Genomic DNA, 23557 nt, shown 5'->3' on the forward strand with positions numbered 1-23557 from the left:
GCGCGACATTCCAGGGCCCACCGGCGGCCGGAGAACAGCCGGGAAGATATGTCGAGGGCCCTCGCGCGATCACCCCACCCTTGGTCAACGGAGGTCGCTCTTGTCCACCACAGCCCCCGGCCGGACCACCGGCGCCACGCTGCTCCTCTCCCTGGGCAGCCTGATCGTGTTGGTCTCCTCGGCATTCGCCTTCCACCATTCCTTCGCCATGGATCCCTCGATGCCGATGGCCCACATGCCGGCCGACGACGGCCGGAAGCTGCACGGCATGGCACTGGCGGACATGCCGGAGATGTTCACCGCCCTCGGCGGACTGCTGCTCGTGGTGGCCGGCGCCGCGCTGCGCGGGCGGCCGAAATCCGTCGAGGCCGACTCCGGGTCCGGGCGGCGCGGCCGGCTGCTGGTCGCCGTCATCGGCACGGCCGCCCTCACCATCGACATCAGCAAGACCTCCACCCTGGGCTTCGTCATCCCCGGCCTGCGGGCCGAGTACGGGCTCGATCCCCGCACCGCCTCCCTGCTGGCGGTCTGCGGGCTGACCGGGACGGCGGCCGGGGCGCTGCTGTTCGGCGTGCTCACCGACCGGATCGGCCGGCGCAGCTCCTACCTGATCGCCACCCTCGGCTTCACCGCCACCAGCATGTGCGGCTCGATGCCCACCTTCGAGGGGAATCTGGTGATGTGCGGCCTGATGGGCCTGGCGGTCGGCGGCCTCGCCCCGCTGCTCATCACCCTGCTCACCGAGACCGCCGGCGGAAAGGTCCGCGGCTCCGTGGTGGTGGCGCTCTCCGTCGTCGCCACCGCGGTCGGCTACCTGGTCGCCGCCGGCTCGGCGCTGTGGCTGGAGCCGGTGTTCGGCTGGCGGATCCTCTGGCTGATCGGCGCCCCGACCGGCGCCGTGCTGGCCCTGCTCACCCCCTTCGTCCCCAACCGGGTCTCCGCGCCCGCCCCGGCGGCCGCGCCCGCCCCGGCGGCCGCGCCCGCCCCGGCGGCCGCGCCCGCCCCGGCGGCCGCGCCCGCCCCGGCGGCCGCGGACGCCCCGGCCGTCCGGCACCTGCCCAGGTCCTCCCGGGCCCTCACCCAGGGCCTGCAGCGCGCCTTCGCCACCCTGATCGGACTGCTCACCTTCGGCCTCACCACCTGGGTGCCGAGCCTGGCCAGGATCGGCGGCGTACCGGTGCACACCGCGAACCTGATGCTCACCGTCGCGGCGATCGTGATGATCCCGTGCGCCCTGCTGCTGATGCTGGGCTACCGCCGCTTCGGCCCGACCTCCATGGCCGCGGGCCTGGCCACCGCAACCGCCGTGCTGCTGCTGGCGCTCACGGCCAGCGGCGCGGTGGCCGAGGTGGGCTGGATCGCCGCGGGCGCGCTGGTGGCGGCGCTGTTCTCGGTGAACTCGATGGCGGCGATCTTCCTTCCGATCGCGGCCGACCTGGCGGAGCCGGAACGGCGCGGCCGGACCACCGGGTGGGTCTCCCTCTTCAACCGGCTGGGCGGCCTGATGGGGCCGCTGCTGCTGGCGAGCCTGGTCTCCTCGGCCTCCGCCGTCCTGGTGGCGGTCTCCGCCCTCGCCCTGCTGTGCGGCGCGGCCGCCTGGTACATCAGCCGCCGGCACCGCCTGGCGCTGGCCACCCTCGAACCGGCGACCGACTGACCGGCGACCGACCGACCGGCGGGCCGCCCGCGGGCCGCCCGCCGGTCGACCGCGGGGCGTCCGGGCGCACAGCACGAGCAGAGAAGCCCGCCGATCTCGGCCCGGCCGATACTGGGCAGGCCCCCGAATCCGACGCTCCGCAAAGCGAGTCGAGACGGCGTCGGCATCCGGACCCCCTGACGGAAGGAAGAGGCATGCCCGACTCACAGGACGTGATAGCCGCACTGGCGGCGGACGGCGACGCCGTCGAGGCCCTGGTGGCGGACCTGGCGGACGCCGACTGGGCGCGGCCCACCCCGGCGCCCGGCTGGACCATCGCCCACCAGATCGCCCACCTCGCGGCCACCTTCAAGCTGGCGGGCACCGCCGCGGCCGATCCGGAGGCGTTCAAGGCGATGGCCGCGGGCGTCGGGCAGGACTTCGACGGTGCGGTGCAGCAGTCCCTCAAGCCCTACCTGGCGCCCTACCTGGCGTCCGGCGCGCCGAAGGACCTGCTGGAGCGCTGGAACGCCGAGCGGAGGACCGCCGAGCAGGCCCTGGCGGCCGTCCCGGCCGGTCAGCCGGTGCCGTGGCTGGTCCGCCCGCTGCCGGCGCCCGTCCTGGCCGCCGCCGGGATGATGGAGCTGTTCGGCCACGGCCAGGACATCGCCGACACGCTCGGGGTGCACCGCGAGCACACCGACCGGCTCCGCTACCTGGTCGAATTCGCCGTCCGCACCTGGGACTTCGGGTACCAGGCGCGCGGACTCGCCGCCCCCGCCACGGAGTTCCGCTTCGAGATCACCGCTCCGTCCGGCGCCCGCTGGGAGTTCGGCCCCGCCGACGCCGAGCAGCGCGTCAGCGGCCCCGCCGTCGACTTCTGCCTCCTGGTGACCCGCCGCCGCCACCGCGACGACCTCGCCCTGACGGCCGACGGCAAGGACGCCGACGGCTGGCTCGACCTCGCCCAGGCCTACCGCGGCCCGGCCGGCGAGGGCCGCACTCCGGGCCAGTTCCGCCCGTCCGGGAACTGACCGCCGTACCCGTCCTGAATCCGTAGAGAGGGGACCTTCATGGCCACCCGTACCGACGAATGTGCCGTGGTTCTCGGCGGAAGCATTGCGGGCCTGCTGGCGGCCAGGGTGCTCTCCGAGTCCTATCCGAGGGTCGTGATCGTCGAACGCGACAAGATCCTCGGGGTCCGCGGGCCGCGCCGCGGTGTCCCGCACGGCAACCACGCCCACGGGCTGGTGGCCCGCGGCCACCAGATCATGGAGTCGCTGTTCCCGGGCCTCACCGACGAGTTGATCGCCGCAGGGGTGCGGCCCGGTGACTTCAGCGGCGACATCCGCTGGTACTTCAACGGGCTGCGGCTGCGCCCCGCCCGTACCGGCCTGCCGTCCGTGCCGGCCACCCGGCCGGTGCTCGAGTACCACCTGCGCGAGCGGGTGCGGGCGCTGCCGGAGGTGTCGTTCCTGGAGGAGCACGACGTCGTCGCCCCGGTGACCGACGCCTCCGGGCACCGGGTCACCGGGGTGAGGGTGCAGCAGCGCACCCCCGGAGCCGAGGAGCGGACGCTCTCCGCCCACCTGATCGTCGACACCACCGGCCGCGGCTCGCGCACCCCGCTGTGGCTGGCCGACCTCGGGTACCAGGCGCCCCCCGAGGAGCGGATCGAGATCGACCTGGCGTACACCACCCGCCACTACCGCCTGGAGAAGGACCCGTTCGGCAGCGAGATCGCCATCATCCCGGCCGCCACGCCCTCGCACCCGCGCGGGGGGTTCTTCTACCGGGTGCCCGGCGACGACAACCAGGTGGAGCTGTCGGTGACCGGGATCATGGGCGACCACCCGCCCACCGACCCGGAGGGGTTCGACGCCTTCGTCCGTTCGCTGCCCGCCCCCGAGATCCACGAGGCGATCCGCGACGCCGAACCCCTCGACGAACCGCTGCGCTTCCGCTTCCCGGCCAGCGTCCGCAGGGACTACAACCGGCTGGAGCGCTTCCCCGCGGGGCTGCTCGTCATGGGTGACGCGGTCTGCAGCTTCAACCCCGCCTACGCCCAGGGCATGACCTCGGCGGCGCTGCAGGCGCTGGTGCTGCGGCGGCACTCCGCGGGGCGCCGGCTGCCGCGCCCCCAGGACTTCTTCCGCGAGGTCGCGCGGGAGATCAAGACCCCCTGGGAGTCCGCCGCGGTGTCCGACCTCGGCTACCCCGGCGTCAAGGGCCGGCGGACCGCCCAGACCAACCTGGTCAACCGGTACGTCGCGCTGGCCCAGCGGGCGGCGGTGCACGATCCCCGGGTGACCGACGCACTGGTGCGGATCGCCGGACTGGTGGCCTCACCGCAGTCCCTGATGCACCCGCGCACCCTGCTGCGGGTCCTGCGGGCCTGCCGCCGCCCCGTGCCGCCCTCGGCCTTCGGATCGCCGACTTCCTGAAGCGGACGTCGGCGATCCGATTGGGAGGGAAGACACTTCTTCGCCACTATGTCGAGAGCGGCGCGTCGGCGCCGACGAAGTAGTGGAGGGGGGCGCAGCAGGCGCCTCACGTCGCAGGGAGCGGAACCATGAAGTACCTGATCATGATGTACCCGAACGCCGCGGTCCTGGACGCGATGTCGGAGGAGGAGCGCAACGCCCTCTTCCAGGGGCACGGCGGGTTCATGGAGAAGATCAAGGCGAGCGGCGAGTTCGTCGGGACCCTGGCGCTGGCCGGCATCGACCAGAGCGCCGTGGTGAGCGTCCGGGGCGGTGTGCCCGCGGTGACGGACGGTCCGTACGCCGAGGCCAAGGAGTACATGGGCGGAATCTACGTCATCGACGTCAAGGACGCGGAGCGCGCCCGCGAGGTCGCCGCGATGATCCCGGACGCCGCGGTCGAGGGCCTGGGCATCGAGCTCCGGCCGGTCGTCTACAGCGATGGTTTCTCTTCCTGACCGGTCGCCCGGGGGCCCTCGTGGCCCCCGGGCTTCCGGCTCTTCCGTGTTCTCACCCGTGCCGGCGGGTGATCAGGTCTGGAGCTGGGGCTCCGGGTCCGTGCGGTCGGGTGCGCGTCGGGCCGGTGGCCGGCCCCAGCGGCGCATGGCCGGCACCTCGACGGTCTTGTGCAGCACCCAGGCGAGCGCCACGCAGAGCGCGTAGAGGCCGAGGATGAACAGGATGGCGACGGGTGTGGAGAACGTCGTCGGGGTGTATCGGCCCGCGTAGCCCACGAACTGGCCCGAGAACGCCGCGTGCGCCGCGAAGATCACGGTGATGTGGATGATGTAGAAGGCGAAGGACAGCTCGCCGAGCCACATCATGAAGCGCCCGTCGAGGATCGTTCCCCTGCCGGAGCGGTCACCGGAGGCCAGCGAGCCGATCAGCAGCGCGGCCGGGATCGGGTAGAGCGCCGCGACCATGAAGACGGCGGGCAGGTGGGCCAGCAGCAGGAAGACGGCGAGGTTGAGCAGGACGGCCGGCAGGACGCGGATCCTCGGCCACCGCCCGTCGGCGACGATCCGGGCGAGGAGCATGCCCATCACGAACTCGATCGTCCGGACGGGCGGGAAGAAGCACAGCGCCCACATCTGGGGCCAGGACCCCGCGGGGTAGAAGCTCGGCGGGTACCCCGAGAGCAGCGGCTGGCTGATCACCGGGATCAGGGCGGCGGTCACGCCGAGGCCGATCAGCCAGGGCCACAGGGCCCGCTGGTCGAGCCGCCGGACGAACCGGAGCAGCAGCGGGAACAGGGCGTAGCACAGCAGGTCCACCGTGAGGGTCCAGCTCGGCCCGTTGAACTGGTACAGCATCAGGTCCTGGGAGGGCCACCAGGTCTGCACCAGGAAGAGGCCGGCGATGGCCGGGACCCATCGGACGGTGTCGCCCGCGGCGGCGAACTGGCTCAGGGCGAGGACCGCGATCAGGGCGTGGGACGGGCCGATGCGCATCAGTCTGCGCCGCCAGAAGTCGACGGTTCTGCGGCCCGGTCTGGCGGACCAGGTGAGGACGAATCCGCTGAGGACGAAGAAGACCGAGACCGCGAGGAAGCCGACCCGCCCGTTGCCCGTCAGGGTGTTGAAGGCGGAGTGGGCGGCGGGGTCCGAGAACACGGGGAGCAGGAGCGCGTGGTTGGCGAAGACGAAGACGACGGCGACGGCCCGCAGGCCCTCCAGCGACGGCAGCGTCATCGCAGGGGTGGGTAACTGGGATTTCACGGCAGTCCCTTCTCCGGGGTGGAGAACGCTCGGACGGTGCCGCCCGGTCTCTCGGCCGGTACGCGGCACCGGGCGGCGCCGGGCGGCACCGCCGGCCCCTACGTCGAACGGGGGCGGGGGGATTCGACACCGTCGTCCTCCTTCTTCCTCAAGTTGCGCCGGGGCGGCGGGAGTTGCCGGATGCGCCCGGAACGGACCGACGGCTGTGGCCGGGGCTTTCTGCCCCGGCCACAGCCGTCGGTCGTCGCGGTGGGTGGTGCGGTCAGCCGGTCGCGGGGACGGAGTCCTCGCTGCCCTCGGTGGGGGCCTCGGCCGCCGGCTGGCCGGTGGGCGGCACGTGCCGGAGCAGGGAGGTGACCAGGGCGGCGGTGGCGACCAGCAGGACGCCGGAGATGGTCACCACGGTGTGGAGCTCGGAGGCGAAGGCCGCCCGGGCGGGCGTGAGGAGGGTCTCGGCGACCTGGGCGGACAGCGAGCCGGCGGCCTCCGTCGCGCCCGCGAGGGAGTCCTTCGCCGTCCGGACCGCGTCGGCCGGCAGGCCGTCCGGAAGGCTGAGGGTGCCGCGGTAGACGGCGGTGCCGATGCTGCCCAGGGCGGCGATGCCGAGGGCGAACCCGAGCTGGCCGCTGGTCTCGTTGAGCGCGCCCGCGGAACCGGCCTTCTCCTGCGGCGCGGAGCCCATGACCAGGCCCATGCCGAGGGTGACCATCGGGCCGGAGCCGAGGAAGACCACGGCGAAGCCGGTGATCAGCACGACCGGGCTCGTTCCGGGCTCCGCCATGGTGATCACCAGCATGCCGACCGCGGCGAGGACCAGCCCGCCGCCGATGACGTACGCCGGGCGGAAGCGCTGGCCGAGCTTGGGAGAGATGCCGAAGCTGATCGTGTTGGCGAGGATCGCCGGCAGCATCCACAGGCCCGAGTGGAGCGGGTCGCGGCCGTACACCAGCTGCAGCGTCTGGGTGACGAAGAACATCACCGCGCCGGTGAGCATGGTGCCGAGGAACAGGCTGACCAGGGCCGCGGAGAAGGCGCGGCTGCTGAACAGGCTCAGGTCGAGCAGCGGGTTCGGCAGCTTGCGCTGGCGGTGGACGAAGAGGATGCCGAAGCCGATGCCGACCAGCACGGCCGCGATCGACAGCGGCTGCCAGCCGTCCTTGGCGATCTCCTTCAGCCCCCAGATGGCGAGCAGGACGGCCGCCATGGACTCCAGCGCGCTGATCGGGTCCAGGCGTCCGGCCTCGGGGTTGCGGAACTCGGGCAGGAAGGCCGGACCGAGCAGGAGCAGCAGCACCATCGGGGGGACGCCGAGCAGGAAGGCCGAGCCCCACCAGAAGTGGTCGAGCATGGTGCCGCCGATGATCGGGCCGATGATGGCGCCGGCCGAGAAGCACGCGCCCCAGATGCCGAACGCGGCGCCGCGCTGCTTGGGGTCCTGGAACATGGTGGTGATCAGCGAGAGCGTGCCCGGCGCGAGGGTGGCGCCGGCGATGCCGAGCAGGGCGCGCGAGGCGATCAGCATCTCGGGGCTGACGGCGTACGCGGAGGCGACGGAGGCGAGGCCGAAGGCACCGGCACCGATCAGCAGCAGCCGGCGCCGTCCGATGCGGTCGCCGAGCGACCCCATGGTGACGAGCAGGCCGGCGAGCATGAACGAGTAGATGTCGGTGATCCACAGCTGCTGCACACCGCTGGCGTGCAGGTCCTCCGACAGGCTGGGCAGGGCCAGCAGCATGACGAAGACGTCGATCGAGACCAACAGGGTGGGCAGGGCGAGGACGGCGAGTCCGATCCACTCTCGCCGTCCGGCCCGGGGCGCGGCCTCGCCGGGGGACGTGGTGTCGCTCATTACGGGGGTCCTTCCGCATTCTCGGGGCACTCGGCATCCGCGGGTGCCGTCACACCGGTACGTCGGACCCGTCGACAAGGTCTCGACATCTCCGGCGGAAACTCCGGCGCAGCGGCGTCATCTCGGCTTGGATGTCGAGGGCGGGCCGCCTGTGGCGACGTCTCAGGTGCAGAGCACCAGCCGACCGCGCGAAGGACCAAGGAATGATGGTATGAAATACATGCTTCTGATCCATATGAACCCGGTCATCTGGGACGGTCTGCCGGAGCGGGAGCGGAACGAGGTCTACTCCGGGCACGCCACGTTCCAGCAGAAGATCCTCGACTCCGGTGAGATGGTGACGACCCAGGCCCTCGCCGATCCGTCCGCCAGCGCCACGGTCAGAGTCCGCGACGGGCGGCCCGCGGTCACCGACGGCCCGTACGCGGACACCAAGGAGTTCCTGGCCGGCTACTACCTGGTCGACTGTGCGTCGAGGGAGCGCGCAGTCGAACTGGCCGGCCAGATCCCCGATGCCCGGTACACCGGCATCGAGGTCCGCCAGGTCGTCTTCGAAGCAGATGCGGAGAGTTGAGCCGATGAACCGTGACGCCCGGGTCGAGGGCCTGCTCCGATCGCTGGCACCGCAGGTCCTCGGCGCGGTCGTCCGCCGCTACGGACACTTCGACGCCTGTGAGGACGCCGTCCAGGACGCCCTGCTGGCGGCGACCGTCCAGTGGCCCGACCAGGGCGTCCCCAACAATCCCCGGGCGTGGCTGATCACCGTGGCCGCCCGCCGGGTGATCGACGGGCTGCGCAGCGAGCAGGCCCGCCAGCGCCGTGAGGCCACCGTCGCCGCGCTCACCCCGACCGACGAGACGGTGACGCCCGGCCCCGGCGAGGAGCCCAAGGCGGCCGAGCACGACGACATGCTCACCCTGCTCTTCCTGTGCTGCCACCCCTCGCTCACACCCGGCTCGCAGGTCGCCCTCACCCTGCGGGCCGTCGGGGGTCTGACCACCGCCCAGATCGCGCACGCCTTCCTGGTCCCCGAGGCGACCATGGCCCAGCGGATCAGCCGGGCCAAGCAGCGGATCAAGGCCACCGGCTCGTCGTTCCGGATGCCTCCGCAGAGCGAGCGCGAGGAACGCCTGGCGGTCGTGCTCCAGGTGCTCTACCTGATCTTCAACGAGGGCTACACCACCACCAGCGGCCCCGACCTCCTGCACCCCGAACTGGCCCGCGAGGCGATCCGGCTCAACCGTGAACTGCACCGGCTGCTGCCCGGGGAGGGCGAGGTCGCGGGCCTGCTGGCGCTGATGCTGCTGACCGACGCCCGCCGCCCGGCCCGCACCCGGCCCGACGGCAGCCTCGTCCCGCTCGCCGAGCAGGACCGCTCCCGCTGGGACCAGGCCGCGCTCAAGGAGGGGCTGGCGCTGATCGCCGAGACGCTCCCGCGGATGGTGACCGGGCCGTACCAGGTACAGGCGGCGATCGCGGCCGTGCACGGCGAGGCCGCGCGCGCCGAGGACACCGACTGGCCGCAGATCACGGCCCTGTACGAGGTGCTGGAGCGGATGTCCCCCGGCCCGATGGTGCGGCTCAACCACGCGGTCGCCCGCGCGATGGTCGACGGCCCGGCGGCCGGGCTCGAGATGCTCGCGCCCCTGGAGGCCGACGGCCGGCTCGCGGGCCACCACCGGCTCGCCGCCGTCCGCGCCCATCTCCAGGAGATGAACGGCGATCCGGCGGCGGCCCGGGAGAGCTACCGCGAGGCCGCCCGGCAGACCGGCAGCCTTCCCGAACGCCGCTATCTGGAGGCCCGCGCCGAGGCGACGAACAACCAGTGACGGGCCCGCCGGTGACGGACCGGCCGATGACGAGCCCGGGCCGCTGAGGCCCGCCTCAGCGCAGGCCGCCGCGCGGGCGCGGCATGAGCGCCAACAGCACGGTCATGCCGAGCAGGGCCCGCAGATCGGGGCCGATGTCCCGGCCGGCCGCCCGCTGCTGCTGCGCCAACTCGTGGGCCATCCGCAGCAGTTCGGAGTCGGTACGGGGGACCAGCTCCGCGACGGCGGACAGCGTCACACCGGCGAGCAGACAGGTCATCACGCCGTGCCGCCACCGGACCTGGTCGAGGTGCAGGGCCGCGAACGGGCCCATCGCCGCCGCGATCAGCAGCGGGTCCCTGCTGCGCAGGCCGTCGGCGACCAGCTCCAGGCCGAGCCGCGTGCAGGAGGCCGGCAGCATCGCCAACGCCCGTAGCACGCCACGCTGTTCGGCGTCGTCGCCGCGGCGGTAGAGCCGCTCGACCTCGTCCTCCAGGAGCCCGGGGGGCAGCACCTCGGCCAGCACCGTGAGCAGCCGGGCCCTGGCCCGGTCGTCGACGGTGCCGAAGACCAGGCCCTGCGGGTCGGCCTCCGGCCGGACGGGCCCCCGGCCGACCGCCCGGCCGACCAGCGAGAACTCCTCGTGGACGGCGGTGGGGCGCTGCCGGATGCGGCGTTCGGCACCGGCCAGCCAGCCGTTCTCCGGTGCGTGCAGGATGGCCACCGAGCCCCCTCGCGGGATGTCGGTGGCAGGCCAGGGATGTTCCTCGTGGTACTGCATGATCGACGGTCTCCGAATCGTGGACGACAGCGGTGCAGCCGTGGGCAGCAGCTGAACGGAAACGGTTTGTCCGGTGGCCGACTGGTGCCCGGCGGGCGGCGGTTGGTGCGCAGGCCTCAACCGCGGTCGGCGATGCTCGCTATGAAACAGCGGGGCGCGGAGCACGGTCAAGAACCGCCGCGGGGCCGCGAACCGGCCGGACGATCACGGGGGAGCACGCGTTCGCGCAGGTCGCGGCAGGCGCCAGGAGGCGCGGAGGGGGCCCGGAGCGGGCACAGGGAGCCCCGTGGACACCGCACGACACGAGAAGGGAGGCGTGCGGGGCCTCCCGCGGGGCGCCTGGTGCCGGGCGGCCGTCGGGACGGCGTCCACTCCGTCCCGGCGGCCGCAGCAGCCGGCATCTCTGCCCTGCACTTGGTAGTCGAAGCCGACGACGCGTCATCGACATCCGCGGGCAAGATTCTTCGGACTTCTCTCGAAGCCGCCGCCGGGCCGCCGCCGGGCCGCGACCGCGCCACCGCAGGGCCCCGGCACGACGAAACAGCGGTCACCGGCGCGGCGGTGGTACCTGCCGTGCCGGTGACCGCTGTGCTGCCCGAGGGGCGCTCAGAGCCGCTGCAGCGCCTTGCGGTCCACCTTGCCGTTGGCGGTCAGCGGCAGGGTGACGACGAACCGGACGTCCCGCGGGTACTTCTGCGGCGACATCCGGGCGCGGACGAAGTCCTTCAGCTCGGCGGCCGAGACCTCCGCGCGGGTGACCACGTACGCCCTGGTGAGGGTGAGGCCGTCCTCCTCGTAACCGACGACCGCGCACTGGTCCACGGCCGGGTGGTTCAGCAGGCAGTCCTCGATCTCGACCGGCGCGACCCAGACCCCGTGGACCTTCAACAGGTCGTCCGCCCGGCCCCGGTAGTAGAAGAAGCCCTCCTCGTCCCGGGTGAAGAGGTCGCCGGTGCGCACGGTGTGCTCCGCGGGGAAGGTCACGGCCGTCTGCTCCGGCGCCTCCCAGTAGCCCGACGCGGCGGTCTCGCCCACCACCTGGAGGACTCCGAGCTCGCCGTCCGGCAGCGGGTCGCCCTGGTCGTCGACCACGTTCACCCGGTACCCCGGCACGACCTTGCCCAGGCTTCCGATCCGGGCCTCACCGGGCCGGTTCGAGATGTAGGCGTGGTAGACCTCGCAGGAGCCGATGCTGTCGGTCACCTCGACGCCGAAGGTGTCCAGCCACCTGCGGTGCAGTTCGCCCGGCAGCGCCTCGCCGGCCGAGATGCAGAGCCGGAGCGAACTCAGGTCCCGGGTGCGGGCGTCGGGGTGGTCGACCATGGACTTGATCATGGTCGGCACGTTGACCAGGACGGTCGGCCGGTGCCGCTCGATCAGGTCGAAGATCCGCTCCGGCGTGCTGCGCTCCGGGAAGACGACCCCGGCGGCGCCGACGCCGAACGGGAACAGCACCGCCGTGTCCCGCGAGTAGCCGAAGAACAGCTTCGGCACCGGCAGCACGACGTCGTCCGGGCGCAGGCCGAGGACGCCGCGGGCGTACCAGTCGAAGCTCAGCACCGGGCTGCGGGCCGGCACCGGGACGGCCTTGGGCGCGCCCGTGCTGCCCGTGGTGAACTTCCACATGACGATGTCGTCCCGGTCGACGTCCACCGCGGCCAGCTCGTCCGACTGCCCGGCGAGCAGCGTCTCGTAGTGCAGCTCGCCCTCGCGCAGCTCCTCCGGCGCCAGGCCCATCACCAGGAGGTTGCGCTCCCCGGCCTCGCGCAGGGCGGCCACCGTCGCCCGGTCGACCAGCGTGAGCGAGGGCTTCACGTAGTCGAGGTAGTACCGGTAGTCCTTCGGGTGGAGGTAGCTGTAGACCTCCGCGGTGACGGCACCGATCTTCTGCACGCCGTACCAGGCGGCCACGTACTCGACGCCGTCGCTCAGCGCCATCATCACCCGGTCGCCGCGCCCGATGCCCAGGCCGCGCAGCAGGTTGCCCACCCGGTTGGCCAGCGCGCCCAGTTGGGCGTAGGTGGTGCGTCCGGTGTCGGTGATCAGCGCGGTGCGCTCGCCGTCGTTGCGGTCGACGAACCAGTCGGCGATGTTGAGTCGCTCCGGTACGTCCGCGTACCGCATCGGGCCCTGTGGCCCGGATGTCCCCGTCTCGGTCATTTGCCGGACCCCACCAGGTCGCGCAGCCGCTCTGCGGGGCGCTCGATGAGGTAGTGGCTCACCGTCGCGAACAGCACGCTGCCCGCGAGGACGAAGACCAGCAGCTCCCAGAAGCCCACCTTGCCGACGAACGCGCCGACCGGCATGGCGTGGTTGTCGAAGATGCTTCCGTTCTTGAACCAGGCGTGGATCATCGGCAGGTGCCAGAGGTAGATGCCGTACGACATCCGCCCGAGGAAGCGCACCGGCGGGTTGCCGAGCACGCCGTCCATCAGCCGCGAGCTGACGCCGGGGACGGTCAGCGGCAGCACCACCAGCATCGCGAAGAGGATGGTGAGGACCTGGACGGTCAGCTCCTGCGCCAGGGCGCCGTAGGTGCCGGTTCCCGGGATGCCGAAGGGCTTGGGGATGTTGAGCAGGAACACCACGCCCGCGCCGAGCCACCACAGGTTGGGCCGCGCGGCCACCATCCGGAAGAGGGCGGGCGGCTGGGACGTCGTCTCGGCGTAGGCCAGCAGCGCGGCGAGCGCCATGCCTCCGGCGAAGAAGCTGAAGGAGCCGAAGGGGAAGAAGGAGTAGTAGAAGACGTCGGCCTTCATGGCGGGCAGGTACGCGAAGGTGGTCCAGCCCAGGCTGGCCAGCGCGACCAGGGCCAGCGGCAGGGCGATCCGGCGGGCCCGGCGGCTCGGGTCGGCGGCGCGGGACGCGTACTTCTGGACGAGCCAGCCGATGAGCGGCAGGCTCAGGTAGAACACCAGTTCCGTGGGGACCGTCCAGGTCGGCTCCAGGCCGGCGATCCAGTCCATCGGGTTCCTGGTCAGCACGAAGTGCACCATCAGGAACGGCTTGAGTACGTACCAGGGGCCGTCGATGTTGTCGAAGTCGATCAGCAGCAGGACGGCCAGGACCATCGCCCAGTAGCCCGGCACGATCCGCAGCGCCCGCTTCCAGAGGAACGGGAGCGTGGCGGGTCGCCGGGTCCCGGATATCGTGGCGCGCGCGAACGGGCGGAACAGCAGCAGACCAGACAGCACGAAGAAGGGCGACAGGCACACCTCCAGGCCGTTGGCCAGCACGCTCCACAGGTCATGCCCCGGCTCGGCCATCGAGTGGCTGACGTTGGCCTCGTACGCGACGTGGTACGCGAGCACGCCGACGGCGGCCAGCCCGCGCAGCCCTTCGAGGGTCGGAACCCTCTTCGTCTTCTGTGCCCCCCCGGCGATACCGACGGATCTCTCTGTCACTGCCATGCGTGTGTCCCCCTCTGGTGACTGTGTTCCGGTGTTCGGGAGCCGTCGAGGGCCGGGCCGCCGAGGTGGCGACCCGGCCCGACCAGAGGTCTCAGTTGGCGGCGGCGTGCTGCGCGACCAGCTCGCTGAGCTGGTCGACGGCGGAGGCGGGGCCGGGGAAGAACCGGTTCTTCGTCAGTGCGAAGGCGATGCCGGTCTCGGTGTCGGCGTAGGCCGTGCTGCCACCCATGCCCGGCATGCCGAACGTGGTGAGCGTGTCCTGCGGGTTGGCACCCGGCCGGCCCAGGTTGTAGCCCAGCGCGCGCGGCAGCGGGAAGCCGATCATCTGGTCGACGTCGGCGGTGGCCACGGCCGTGACCTCGCGCAGCCGCTCGTCCGAGATCAGCCGGACGCCGTCGACCTCGCCGAGCAGCGCGGCGTACATCCGGGCCACGGCGCGGGCGGACATCGTGCCGCCGGAGGGGATGTCCGAGCCGAGCACCAGCGGGTGGTTGCCGTAGTCGGCGCTCGGGGTCACGGCCGCCGGGGTGGCCTTGAACAGCGGCATGTCGGCGGGCATCATCGCCAGCATCTCGGCGGTGCCGGGCGCGTCCTCCAGCCGGGCGAGCCGGCCGAGCTCGGACTCCGGGACGCCGAAGAACAGCTCGTCGGCGATGCCGAGCGGGCCGGTCACCTCCTCCTTGAGCACCTGGGAGATCGGCTTGCCGGTGGCCCGGCGGACGATCTCGCCCATCACGAAGCCCCAGGTCATCGCGTGGTAACCGGTCTTGGTGCCGGGCTCCCACCACGGCTCGGCGTCGGCGAGCAGGCCGACCATCCGGTCCCAGTCGGCCAGGTCCGGGATGGTGAGGTCGGACGGCACCGCCGGGACGCCGACCGAGTGGGTCAGCGCGTGGCGCACGGTCGCCTTGTCCTTGCCGTGGGCGCCGAACTCCGGCCACAGCTCGACGATCGGGGTGTCGTAGTCAAGGGCGCCGCGGTCGGCGAGGACGTGCACCACCGTCGCGGTGACACCCTTGCCGGTCGAGGCGCTGTAGAACGGGATGTCCGAGGTGACCGGACGGCCGCTGTCGGGGTCGGCGACGCCCGCCACCGCGTCCACGACCAGCTCGCCGTGCTGGTACACCGCGACCTGGATCCCCTGCTCGGCGCCGGACTCCACCATCTCGTCGATGGCCTGCTGGACGATCTTCTGCATGATGCTCATGCCCTTTCGACTTTCGCTCTGTGGATCCGGCGCCCCACGGGCACCGCTCACATGAGACATCGGTGCCGCCGTCGGGATCTCGACATCGGCCCGCCGGGTGCTCGAAGATTTTTTTCGGTTCACCCGGGTGGCGGCGGTCAGCCGGTCCAGCGGTGGCTGTAGAACTCGAAGTCCAGCGCCTGCCCGTCGAGCGCGGCGTGCAGCTCCGCGACCGCGGCCCGGGCCGCGGCCCGTACGGAGGGCACCCGGCAGTCGGCCGCCAGCCCGTGCAGCACGCGGTAGCAGTCGCGCAGCTGCCCCTCCTCCTCGGGCGAGAGCCGGGCCGCGGCGGCGGGGGAGTAGTCAACCGGCTCGTTCGTCATGGAATCGCGCTGCCTTCACTTCGAATCGGGGGAGGCTGCCGGGGTCGGCCAGCTCGACCTCGGGGCGCAGGCCGAGCTGGCGCTTCATCTCGGCGCTGATGCGCGCGCAGAGCTCGGCCTGCTCGGATCGGCGCGCGGCCGGGACGGGCCGCGGCTCGACGCGGACGACGACGGTGTCGAGCCCGCGCACCGTCCGCAGGACCGTCTGGTACTCGCTGACCTGGTCGAAGCCGCGCATGATGTCCTCGATCATCACCGGGGTGACCGAGATGCCGCGGATCTTGCGCATGTCGTCGGTCCGGCCGAGGATGCCGCCGTCGTACCAGTCCCAGTTTCGGCCGCAGCCGCACTCGTGCCACGGCCGCTTCACCACGAGGTCGTCGGTCCAGTACCGGAAGATCTGGATGCCCTCGCGGCCGAGCGCCGTCATCACGCGGACGCCCTGCTCGCCGTAGCCGACCGGCTCGCGGGTGACCGGGTGCAGGACCTCCTCGATCACCCCCGGCTCGATGATGTGGCAGCTGCCCGCCCTCGCCGGGCACTCGAACATGAAGACGGTGGCGAGTTCCGTCATCCCGGCGAAGTTGTACACCCGGGCGCCGAAGGCGTCGGCGATCGCGCGCGCGGTCGAGTCCGGGCGCGGTTCGGCGCCGGTCACCACGATCCGCACGTTCGCCTCCGCGGCCAGGTCGACGCCCATCTCCCGGGCCGTCTCCACGAGCCTCATCGCGTAGGTGGGCGTGCAGCCCAGGACGTCGATCCGCTGGTCGACCAGCAGCCGCACCCGGCTGCGGGAGTCCATCGAACCGACCGGGACGACCATGCTGCCCATCCGCTCCAGGGCGTAGTGCATGCCCCAGTAGCCCATGAACAGGCCGTACCCGAAGGCGACGCAGCCCCGCTGCCCGGCCCGCACGCCCGCGCCGTACAGGGCCGTGCACCACATGTCGACGGCCCAGGTCCAGTCGCGCGCCGTGTCGAAGGTGCGGAACGGCGGGTTGCCGCTGGTGCCGCTGGTCTGGTGGTAGCGGACGGCCAGGGCCGGATCCGTCGAGGGGATCGTGCCGTACGGAGCCGGCTCGGCCTGCTGGGCGGCGATCAGGTCGGACTTGTACACCAGCGGTACCCGCTCGGTGTACTCCTCCAGGGAGGCGATGCCCTTCGGCAGGCGCTCGCGCCAGAACGGCGAGTGCTCGGCGTGTTCCAGGGCGCGCCGCAGCTTCCGCCACTGCCACCGCGCCAGTTCCTCGCGCGGCATGGTCTCGGTTCTCGGGTTCCAGTACGGGGTGTCGGTCGGCAGGGGCGTCATGACACCACGCCGGTCTCGGTGGGCGCCGGGCGCAGCACGCAGAGGTCGGCCCAGCCGGCCGCGAGCACGGTGTGGATCTGGTCGAGGGTCCGCAGCGCGTCGTCCACCATGACCGCGATCCCGGCCTCGTTGCGTACCGCGTCGGCGAGTTGGAGGACGTCCGAGGGCTCGTCGGCGGCCCCGCGGGCCTCCAGGAGCAGCAGGTCCGCGCCGTGTTCGGCCAGCCGCCGGGCCAGCGCCACGAGCGGACCGGACCCGGTGGACCGCGGGCCGGCCGGGTCGGGGCCGAGCGCCACCGCGAGCGGGCGGGGGGAGGGCCAGGCGGCCCGCAGCGAGTCCAGTGCCGCGAGGACCCGCTCCGGCGGGCCGGCCGCGGGCTCCGGCCACGGCTCGGCGCAGAGGTCGAGCAGCAGCATCGCGCAGCCGTCGTCGACGGCCTGCCGGGCGAGCTCCCGGTAGCTCCCCGGGTCGTCCGCCAGGGGGAGCCGGCGGCAGGTCGGCGCGGCGGCCCGGTCCACCGGGCCGGGTTCCGGGTCGAGCACCAGGGCGCTGCCCAGTGTCCCGGGCGTCCCGGCCTCGCTGACCAGGCGGTTCTCCAGGTGCAGTCCGCCGATCCGCAGCGGGGCGAACGCCGGCGGCGGCGCCAGCTGCGCCTGCCGTCCGGTCGCCCGGCTGTGGAACCAGCCGTCGAAGCGGGCCGAGAACTCGGGGTCGCGGGCCGCGATGTCGGCGTGGGTGATCCGCCAGGACCGGGCCACCAGCTGGTACGCGAACTGGGTCGGCTCGAAGTCGGTGTAGCGGTGCAGGTTCTCGAAGTAGCGCTCGGACCTGCGCGCCGCCTGCTGGAACTTCTCGACCCGTGGCATCCGGGCCCGCTCGAAGCGGGCCAGGGCGTCGGTGAGGCTTCCGGAGCCCGCCCGCAGCTCGTCGGCCAGCACGATGGCGTCCTCGATCGCGAGCCGGGTGCCCGAGCCGATCGACCAGTGCGCGGTGTGGGCTGCGTCGCCGATCAGGACCACGTCGCGGTGGTGCCAGGTGGCGCAGCTGAGCTGCCGGAAGTTGGCCCAGGGCGCGCCGTTGGACCGGATCGGCCGTCCGTCGAGGTCCGCGGCGAAGATCTCCTCGCAGCGGCGCACCGACTCCTTCTCGTCCAGCTCAGGGAACCCGGCCCGCTGCCAGGTCTCCTCGGAGACGTGGATGATCATCGAGCTCCAGGGCTGCCCCGACGGGTAGCAGTACCCGTGGAAGCGGCCCCACTCGGTGTCGCGGAAGATGTAGGTGAAGTAGGGGAAGACCTTGTCGACCCCGTACCAGACGTAGCGGAACGCCGACTGTTCGAACTCCGGCCGGAAGACGTCCTCGTGGGCCCGCCGGACCACCGAGTTCACGCCGTCGGCACCGACCACGAGGTCGGCCCCGGAGTGGTCGTCGAGGCTCTCCACCCGGTGGTGGTGGTGCACCCGCGCGCCGAGCCCGGTGGCGGCGTCGCGCAGGATGGCGAGGAGGGCGGCCCGGGGGACGCCGTGGAAGCGGTTGCCGTTCACCAGCAGCCGGGAGGAGCGGTACCGGACGTCCACCGGGGTCCAGGTGGTGCCGGCGGCGACGATCGCGGCGTGCGTCGCCGGGTCCACCCGCCCCAGCTCGTCCAGTGCGCCCTCCGGGAAGACGACCCCCCAGCCGTATGTCGTCTCCGGGCCGTTGCGCTCGAAGACCCGTACGTCGTCCGCGATTTCGTACCGGCGCAGGAGTACGGCGAGGAAGAGCCCGCCGGGACCGCCGCCGATGATGTCGACCCGCATGTGTCTCACTGTTCCGTTGGGGATCCGTCAAGGATGGTGGCCGCCTTCCAGCGGCCGATGTGCTCGCGAAGCGCTTCCGGGCGGGCCGTGGGCGCCGCCCGGGACAGCACGCTGATCAGCCGGCTCCCGACCACCACGCCGGCCGCGTCCGGGGCGAGGGCCCGGATCTGCCGCTCGTCGCGGATGCCGAAGCCGACCAGGAACGGCCGGGCGGCCGTCGCGCCGAGCCGCCGGGTGAGGCGGGTGGCCTCGTCGAGGTCGAGGTCCGCCCCGGTGCGGTCGGCCAGGTTCCGGTACGTCAGGTGGGCGGCCGCCGACTCCAGCCGCCGGACCTGCGCCGGGTCGGCGGCCGGGGCGATCCCGGGGACGGCGCTGAGGCCGGCCGCCGCGACCCGCTCCAGGTCCTCGGGCCCGTCCGGGCGGGCGAGCACCAGCGCGTCCGCCCCGGCCGCGGCCGACCGCGCGAGGAGCAGGTCCCAGCCGAGGTCGGCGACGGTCTGCGGGTAGACCAGGAGCAGCAGTGGGAGGTCCGCCGCGGATCGGCGCAACTCGCCCAGCCACTCCCAGAGTTGCTCCTGGTCCGCCCCTCGGGCGCGGTCGAAGGACCGCGCGATCTCCGCACCGCGCGGGCGGGTGCCCGGAGTCGGGATGCCGAACTCCAGGATGTCCGCGCCCGCGTCGGCCGCCGCCAGGGCCAGGTCGGGCCGGTCGCCGGTCAGCGGGTCACCCAGCGTCAGGTAGATCGCCAGGGCCCGCTGTTGTGCGGCGGCCAACCGGTCCAGGCAGCGTCCGAGCCGGTCGCCGGGACCGCCGGACGAGGCCGGTGGGAGATCGTCGGACACCTCCTAGGCCCTCGCCGCGTCTCTCAGCGACCGGACGGTGGCCGCCGGGTCGGCGCTCTTGGCGATGGCCGTCCCGACGAGGATGCAGTGGGCCCCGGCGCTCGCGGCCCGGGACACGTCCGCCTCGGAGTGGAAGGCGCTCTCGGAGATCACCAGGAGGTCGTCCGGGCAGTCGGCGATCAGCTTCTCACTGAGGCTGACGGTGCCGTCGTCGAGTTCGAGCGCCGTGATGTCCCGGTTGTTGATGCCCACGGCGACCGCGCCGAGCTCGATCGCCCGCTCCAGCTGCTCGGCGTTGTGGACGCCGACCACGACCTCCAGCCCCAGGTGCTCCGCGCGGCTCTTCATCGCCCCGAAGAGCTCCGGATCGGGGACGGTGCTCAGCGAGATCTGGACCGCGTCGAAACCCGCCTCGTGCGACTCGTCCATCTGGTCCACCGTGCGGAAGAACTCCTTGCGCATCAGCGGAACCCCCGCCACCCGGCGGATCCTCCGGGCGATCGGGATGCTGCCGCCGAAGAAGTCGGGGTCGGTGGGGGTCGAGAGCGCGTCGGCGCCGCCGTCGAGCAGCACCCGGACGTAGGGCTCGAGCTGCTCGTCGGAGATCAGCTCCCCGTCCCGTGGGGACCGGCACTTGACGTCGACCATCAGGGCCGGCCGGCGGTCCCGGCGTGCGGTGGCGAGTACGTCATACAGGCTCAGGCTGTTCATGATCCTCCTCTCGGGTCGGTGCCACCACATTGTGGTCGGCCCCGGTGTGACGGACTTCTTCTGTCGTGCTGTGACGGATCCGGTCGGAGACCTTGACCCAGCGCGCCAGCAGGTCCGCCGCCGCCCCCGAGTCGACCGCCCGGGCGGCCTGCGCCAGCCCGGAGGCGAGGTCCTCCTCCAGGGATCCGGTGAAGCCGGTGTACGCGGCCAGGGCCGCGGCCGCGTTGAGCAGCACCGCGTCCCGCACCGCGCCGTGCTCGCCGCGGACCAGCCGGCGGACCGTCTCCGCGTTGGCCGCCGTGTCCCCGCCCCGCAGGTCCCGCGGCCGGGCCCGGGGGATGCCCAGCGCGACCGGGTCGAGGGTGCGCTCGGTCACCGTGCCGCCCTGGACCAGCCAGACCCGGCTGGTGGTCGTGGTGGTGAGTTCGTCCAGGCCGTCGTCGCCGCGGACCAGCAGCACGGTCGCGCCGCGCCGGGCGAACACCTCGGCCAGCAGCCGGGTCCGCTCCGGGAAGGCGCAGCCGACCAGGGCGTGCGACGGTCGGGCCGGATTGAGCAGCGGCCCGAGCAGGTTGAAGACCGTCGCCACGCCCAGGGCCCGCCGGGTCTCGGCGATGTGCCGCAGCGCGGGGTAGCACACCGGACCGAACAGGAACCCGATGCCGATCTCGGCCACGCAGCCCGCCACGGCCTCCGGTTCCAGGTCGATGGCGACCCCGAGCCGCTCCAGCACGTCCGCCGAGCCGGACCTCGACGTCGCGCTGCGATTGCCCACCTTGGCGACGGTGGCACCGGCCGCGGCGGCCACCAGCGCCGCCATGGTCGAGATGTTCACCGAGTCGGACCGGTCGCCGCCCGTGCCCACGATGTCGAGGGCACGGGCGGCGAGCCGGACCGGACGGGCGTAGCCGAGCGTCGTGTCGGCCAACGCGCCGACCTCGGCCGGGGTCTCGCCCTTCGCGCGCAGCGCCACCAGGAAGCCCGCGACCTGGGCCGGGGCCGCGGCACCGGACATGACGCGGCCCATCACCCAGGCGATGTCCTCGGCCGAGAGGTCGCGGCCGTCCAGGAGCTGCTCGATCAGCCGCTGCCAGCCGGGCACCGCCCGGCCGGCGACCGGCTGACTACGCGCCGGCAGCGCTCCCATTCCCGCCCCCCGGCTCGTCGTGCCGGGCGGCCGCACCGACGACCGCCGGAACCTCCGCCGGACGGGCCTCGATCAGCGACGACCTCGCCGAGCGGTCGATCCCGACGAACTCGAACCCGCTCTCGGTGAGCAGCCGCCGCCAGGAGCTCTCGCTCCGCTCGCGCCCCCCGAGCAGCACCAGCATGTGCAGGTCGAGCAGCTTCGCGGGGTGCGGCCGGGAGTCGTCCGGGATCACCTGTTCGAGGATGAGCAGCCGGGCCCCGGGCCCCATGGCCCGGTGACAGCTGCGCAGGATCTCCACGGCCCGGTCGTCGGACCAGTCGTGCAGGATCTGCGCCAGGACGTAGACGTCGCCCCCGGACGGGACCTCGTCGAAGAAGTCGCCGCCCACCACCCGGCAGCGCTCCCGCAGTTCGCCCCCGCCGAGCCCGGACAGCGCCTCGTCCGCCACCTTCGGCAGGTCGAACAGCACCCCGCGCAGCTCCCGGTGCCGGGACAGCAGGGTGCCCAGCAGCGTGCCGTTGCCGCCGCCGACGTCGACGACCGTGCCGACCCCGCTCCAGTCCCGGTCGAGCAGGGGCAGCAGTCGCAGCGTCACCAGCCCGGCCTGGCCCTCGTTGAAGGCGGCCAGCTCCGCGGGATGGTCGCCGAGCCAGTCGAACATGGGCTTGCCGAAGACGGTCTCGAAGGCCGCGCGGCCGGTGCGCAGCGAGTGGCCGGCCGCCGTCCACGCCTGGTACGCCTCGCCGGCCATCAGCGAGGCGAGGTGGTGCAGCGAGCCCGGCGCGTCGCGGTGCAGCAGGGCGCCCAGCGGGGTGACGGCGAAGGTACCGGCGGGCTGCTCCACGAAGAGCCCCTCGGCGGTGAGGACCCGCAGGAAGCGGTGCAGGGCGTCCGGGTCGGCGCCGACCCTGCCGGCCAGCTCCGCGGCCGGGACGGCCTCCTCGCCGAGGCTCTCGACCACCTTGAGTTCGGTGACGGTGAAGATCGCCTGGGAGACGATGTACCCCATGATCTTCCGGCGCAGCAGGCTGTTCTGGTCCTCGGGGTCGGGCATGGTGTTCTCCGTCGGTCGCGGCGGTCTCCGGTTGTGGTCGCGGGTGCGTTCCCCCGCGCCTTGCAGGTCCGGGAAGAGTGGTATCGCGGCGGTGGCCTTCAGGTAGTCGGCACCGGTGGTGCCACCGGTGCCGGGGGAGTCCTTGATGATCTTCCGGGTGATCCCCCAGTGGGTCCGCTTCATGGCGCGCCAGCTGTCGTCGAGCCGGGCCATCGCCGCGGCCACCGCCTCCAGCGCGGGCTCCCCGAGTACGGGTACCAGCTCCTGGTAGACCTCCTGGAGGGTGGGGCTCGGCACCTCGACCCGGGCGACCCTGTCGTCGGTCGCCGTACGGGGCCGCTGTGCGGTGATCCGCTCCACCTGCCGGTAGGCGCGGGACTGGATGGCGCTGCGCCCCTCGGTGTGCGCGCGGATGATCGCGAAGCCCTCGCGGGACATCGTGGTGAGCACCCGGTAGAGGATCGGGGTGCTCTCCACCCGCTCGGCCGCGGCCCCGAGTTCGGCGACCGCCGTGCCGAGGTCCGCGGACCGCAGCGCCGTCAGCGCCCGCTCCAGGCACCGGTACGTCCGCCGGTAGACCAGCTCGAAGAGCTGCACGCTGCGCACGAACATCAACTCGTCGTGGACGGGCGTGGACGGGAGCATCGAGATCTCGGCCGCCTGCCGGACGGCCTCCGGCGTCGCGTCCAGCGCCGCCTGCGCGAGCCGTCGGCCGAGCGCGGCCAGCGCCGGGTCGTCCCGGTCGAGCGTCCGGACGAACCCCGCCGGCGGCACCACGCCCCCGCGTGCCGTCGGCGCCAGTTCGGCCACCCGCGCCAGGGCCTGGGCGACCGCGTGGGTCCGCACCCGCTGCCAGTGCGCGTCCGGCGTCACCGCCAGGGCCTCGCTCTCGGCGAGCAGGAGGTCGGCCAGCAGGACGCGGATCTGGGTGTCGAGGCCCGGGTCGGTCTCCGACTCGCCGTCGGCCGCGGCCAGCCGTTCGAGCATCGGCACGAGGAGGTAGGAGTCGTAGTCGCCGTCGTCCTGGTCGAAGGTGCTCGGCAGCCAGTCGAGGAGCAGCCGCCGGCCGAGCGGCTGCCGGTGGTCCGGCGGCGCCGCCGCGGCCAGCCTCCGCTCCAACTCACGTAACGCGTCGACCAGTTCGGGGGAGGCGTAGTTCCGTCCCGCGGTCTGGAAGTGGTCGAGGATCTCCTTGAACGGGAAGCTCTCCGGTGACCCGCGCTCGCCGTCGGTCTCCAGCCCGGCGGTCCACTCGGCGAGGCGGGCCAGGGCCGCCGCGGGATCCGGTCGGTCGCTGGGGCGGGCTCCGCGGAGGCTGATTCCCGCCACGCCGGTGTGCTGCGGCCACTCGGCGGTCGGGCCGGCCGGGGTGCGGCCCTCGGTTCGGACGGACGGGGACTTGTGTTCCGATAGGTACATGCCACACCTCGTGGAATAG

General features: G+C 72.9%; 18 protein-coding genes and 1 pseudogene. 6 read left to right on the forward strand and 13 right to left on the reverse strand.

The genetic code is table 11. The annotated features are described in order from the left end of the window. Positions 1 to 100 precede the first annotated feature (100 nt). The 4 genes from ACGF13_RS08605 to ACGF13_RS08620 all read left to right on the forward strand — a co-directional run bounded on the left by ACGF13_RS08605 (position 101) and on the right by ACGF13_RS08620 (position 4577). Positions 101 to 1657 (forward strand): MFS transporter, encoded by a 1557-nt coding sequence (locus tag ACGF13_RS08605; RefSeq protein WP_392870521.1) that lies wholly within the window; start codon positions 101 to 103, stop codon positions 1655 to 1657. A gap of 194 nt (positions 1658 to 1851) precedes the next feature. Continuing rightward, positions 1852 to 2670, forward strand: a complete 819-nt coding sequence (locus ACGF13_RS08610; RefSeq protein WP_392870524.1) for a TIGR03084 family metal-binding protein — start codon at positions 1852 to 1854, stop codon at positions 2668 to 2670. Between the two features lie 39 nt (positions 2671 to 2709). Further along, positions 2710 to 4080, forward strand: coding sequence for an FAD-dependent oxidoreductase (locus tag ACGF13_RS08615; protein WP_392870527.1), 1371 nt, complete (start codon positions 2710 to 2712; stop codon positions 4078 to 4080). A gap of 128 nt (positions 4081 to 4208) precedes the next feature. Beyond that, positions 4209 to 4577 carry a YciI family protein gene (locus tag ACGF13_RS08620; RefSeq protein WP_392870530.1) on the forward strand — a complete coding sequence of 123 codons (369 nt, stop codon included), beginning with the start codon at positions 4209 to 4211 and terminating at the stop codon, positions 4575 to 4577. A gap of 72 nt (positions 4578 to 4649) precedes the next feature. On the opposite strand, the gene ACGF13_RS08625 is transcribed toward ACGF13_RS08620, so the two are convergent. Then, positions 4650 to 5810 carry an acyltransferase family protein gene (locus ACGF13_RS08625; RefSeq protein ID WP_392870533.1) on the reverse strand — a complete coding sequence of 387 codons (1161 nt, stop codon included), beginning with the start codon at positions 5808 to 5810 and terminating at the stop codon, positions 4650 to 4652. 289 nt (positions 5811 to 6099) lie between these two features. Beyond that, positions 6100 to 7686: an MFS transporter gene (locus tag ACGF13_RS08630; protein WP_392870535.1), complete on the reverse strand. Its 1587-nt coding sequence runs from the start codon at positions 7684 to 7686 to the stop codon at positions 6100 to 6102. A 211-nt stretch (positions 7687 to 7897) separates the two neighbouring features. On the opposite strand from ACGF13_RS08630, the gene ACGF13_RS08635 reads away from it, so the two are divergent. Further along, complete coding sequence (locus tag ACGF13_RS08635; protein ID WP_392870538.1) at positions 7898 to 8260, forward strand: YciI family protein; 363 nt, start codon at positions 7898 to 7900, stop codon at positions 8258 to 8260. Positions 8261 to 8264: 4 nt separating this feature from the next. Continuing rightward, positions 8265 to 9515, forward strand: a complete 1251-nt coding sequence (locus ACGF13_RS08640) for an RNA polymerase sigma factor (protein ID WP_392870541.1) — start codon at positions 8265 to 8267, stop codon at positions 9513 to 9515. Between the two features lie 55 nt (positions 9516 to 9570). Here the strand turns inward: ACGF13_RS08640 and ACGF13_RS08645 are convergent, their stop codons facing one another. The 11 genes and pseudogenes from ACGF13_RS08645 to ACGF13_RS08695 all read right to left on the reverse strand — a co-directional run bounded on the left by ACGF13_RS08645 (position 9571) and on the right by ACGF13_RS08695 (position 23538). Then, the gene (locus ACGF13_RS08645; protein WP_392870544.1) at positions 9571 to 10218 is read right to left on the reverse strand and encodes an EboA domain-containing protein; all 648 of its coding nucleotides are present in this window, start codon (positions 10216 to 10218) and stop codon (positions 9571 to 9573) included. A gap of 663 nt (positions 10219 to 10881) precedes the next feature. Then, on the reverse strand, positions 10882 to 12435 hold the full coding sequence (locus ACGF13_RS08650) for a benzoate-CoA ligase family protein (protein ID WP_392870547.1): 1554 nt from the start codon (positions 12433 to 12435) through the stop codon (positions 10882 to 10884). Next, positions 12432 to 13685 carry an acyltransferase family protein gene (locus tag ACGF13_RS08655; RefSeq protein WP_392870550.1) on the reverse strand — a complete coding sequence of 418 codons (1254 nt, stop codon included), beginning with the start codon at positions 13683 to 13685 and terminating at the stop codon, positions 12432 to 12434. Before ACGF13_RS08655 ends, ACGF13_RS08650 begins: the two co-directional genes overlap by 4 nt. Positions 13686 to 13776: 91 nt before the next feature. Further along, positions 13777 to 14892, reverse strand: a complete 1116-nt coding sequence (locus tag ACGF13_RS08660; protein ID WP_392870555.1) for a serine hydrolase domain-containing protein — start codon at positions 14890 to 14892, stop codon at positions 13777 to 13779. A 137-nt stretch (positions 14893 to 15029) separates the two neighbouring features. After that, complete coding sequence (locus ACGF13_RS08665; RefSeq protein WP_392870558.1) at positions 15030 to 15254, reverse strand: DUF6052 family protein; 225 nt, start codon at positions 15252 to 15254, stop codon at positions 15030 to 15032. Next, positions 15235 to 16563: a phenylacetate--CoA ligase family protein gene (locus ACGF13_RS08670; protein ID WP_392870561.1), complete on the reverse strand. Its 1329-nt coding sequence runs from the start codon at positions 16561 to 16563 to the stop codon at positions 15235 to 15237. Before ACGF13_RS08670 ends, ACGF13_RS08665 begins: the two co-directional genes overlap by 20 nt. Then, complete coding sequence (locus ACGF13_RS08675) at positions 16560 to 18362, reverse strand: FAD-dependent monooxygenase (protein WP_392870564.1); 1803 nt, start codon at positions 18360 to 18362, stop codon at positions 16560 to 16562. The genes ACGF13_RS08670 and ACGF13_RS08675 overlap by 4 nt, the downstream gene beginning before the upstream one ends. A 5-nt stretch (positions 18363 to 18367) precedes the next feature. Further along, the gene (locus ACGF13_RS08680; protein WP_392870567.1) at positions 18368 to 19204 is read right to left on the reverse strand and encodes a tryptophan synthase subunit alpha; all 837 of its coding nucleotides are present in this window, start codon (positions 19202 to 19204) and stop codon (positions 18368 to 18370) included. Positions 19205 to 19207: 3 nt separating this feature from the next. Further along, on the reverse strand, positions 19208 to 19915 hold the full coding sequence (locus ACGF13_RS08685; protein WP_392870570.1) for an indole-3-glycerol-phosphate synthase: 708 nt from the start codon (positions 19913 to 19915) through the stop codon (positions 19208 to 19210). An 82-nt stretch (positions 19916 to 19997) separates the two neighbouring features. Then, positions 19998 to 21062: pseudogene (trpD, locus tag ACGF13_RS08690) on the reverse strand (anthranilate phosphoribosyltransferase); the annotation flags it as partial. Continuing rightward, complete coding sequence (locus ACGF13_RS08695) at positions 21040 to 23538, reverse strand: methyltransferase (protein ID WP_392870573.1); 2499 nt, start codon at positions 23536 to 23538, stop codon at positions 21040 to 21042. The pseudogene trpD and the gene ACGF13_RS08695, both read right to left, overlap by 23 nt. Between the last annotated feature and the right edge of the window lie 19 nt (positions 23539 to 23557).

It is taken from the genome of Kitasatospora sp. NPDC048286, assembly GCF_043201735.1.
GTDB lineage: Bacteria > Actinomycetota > Actinomycetes > Streptomycetales > Streptomycetaceae > Kitasatospora.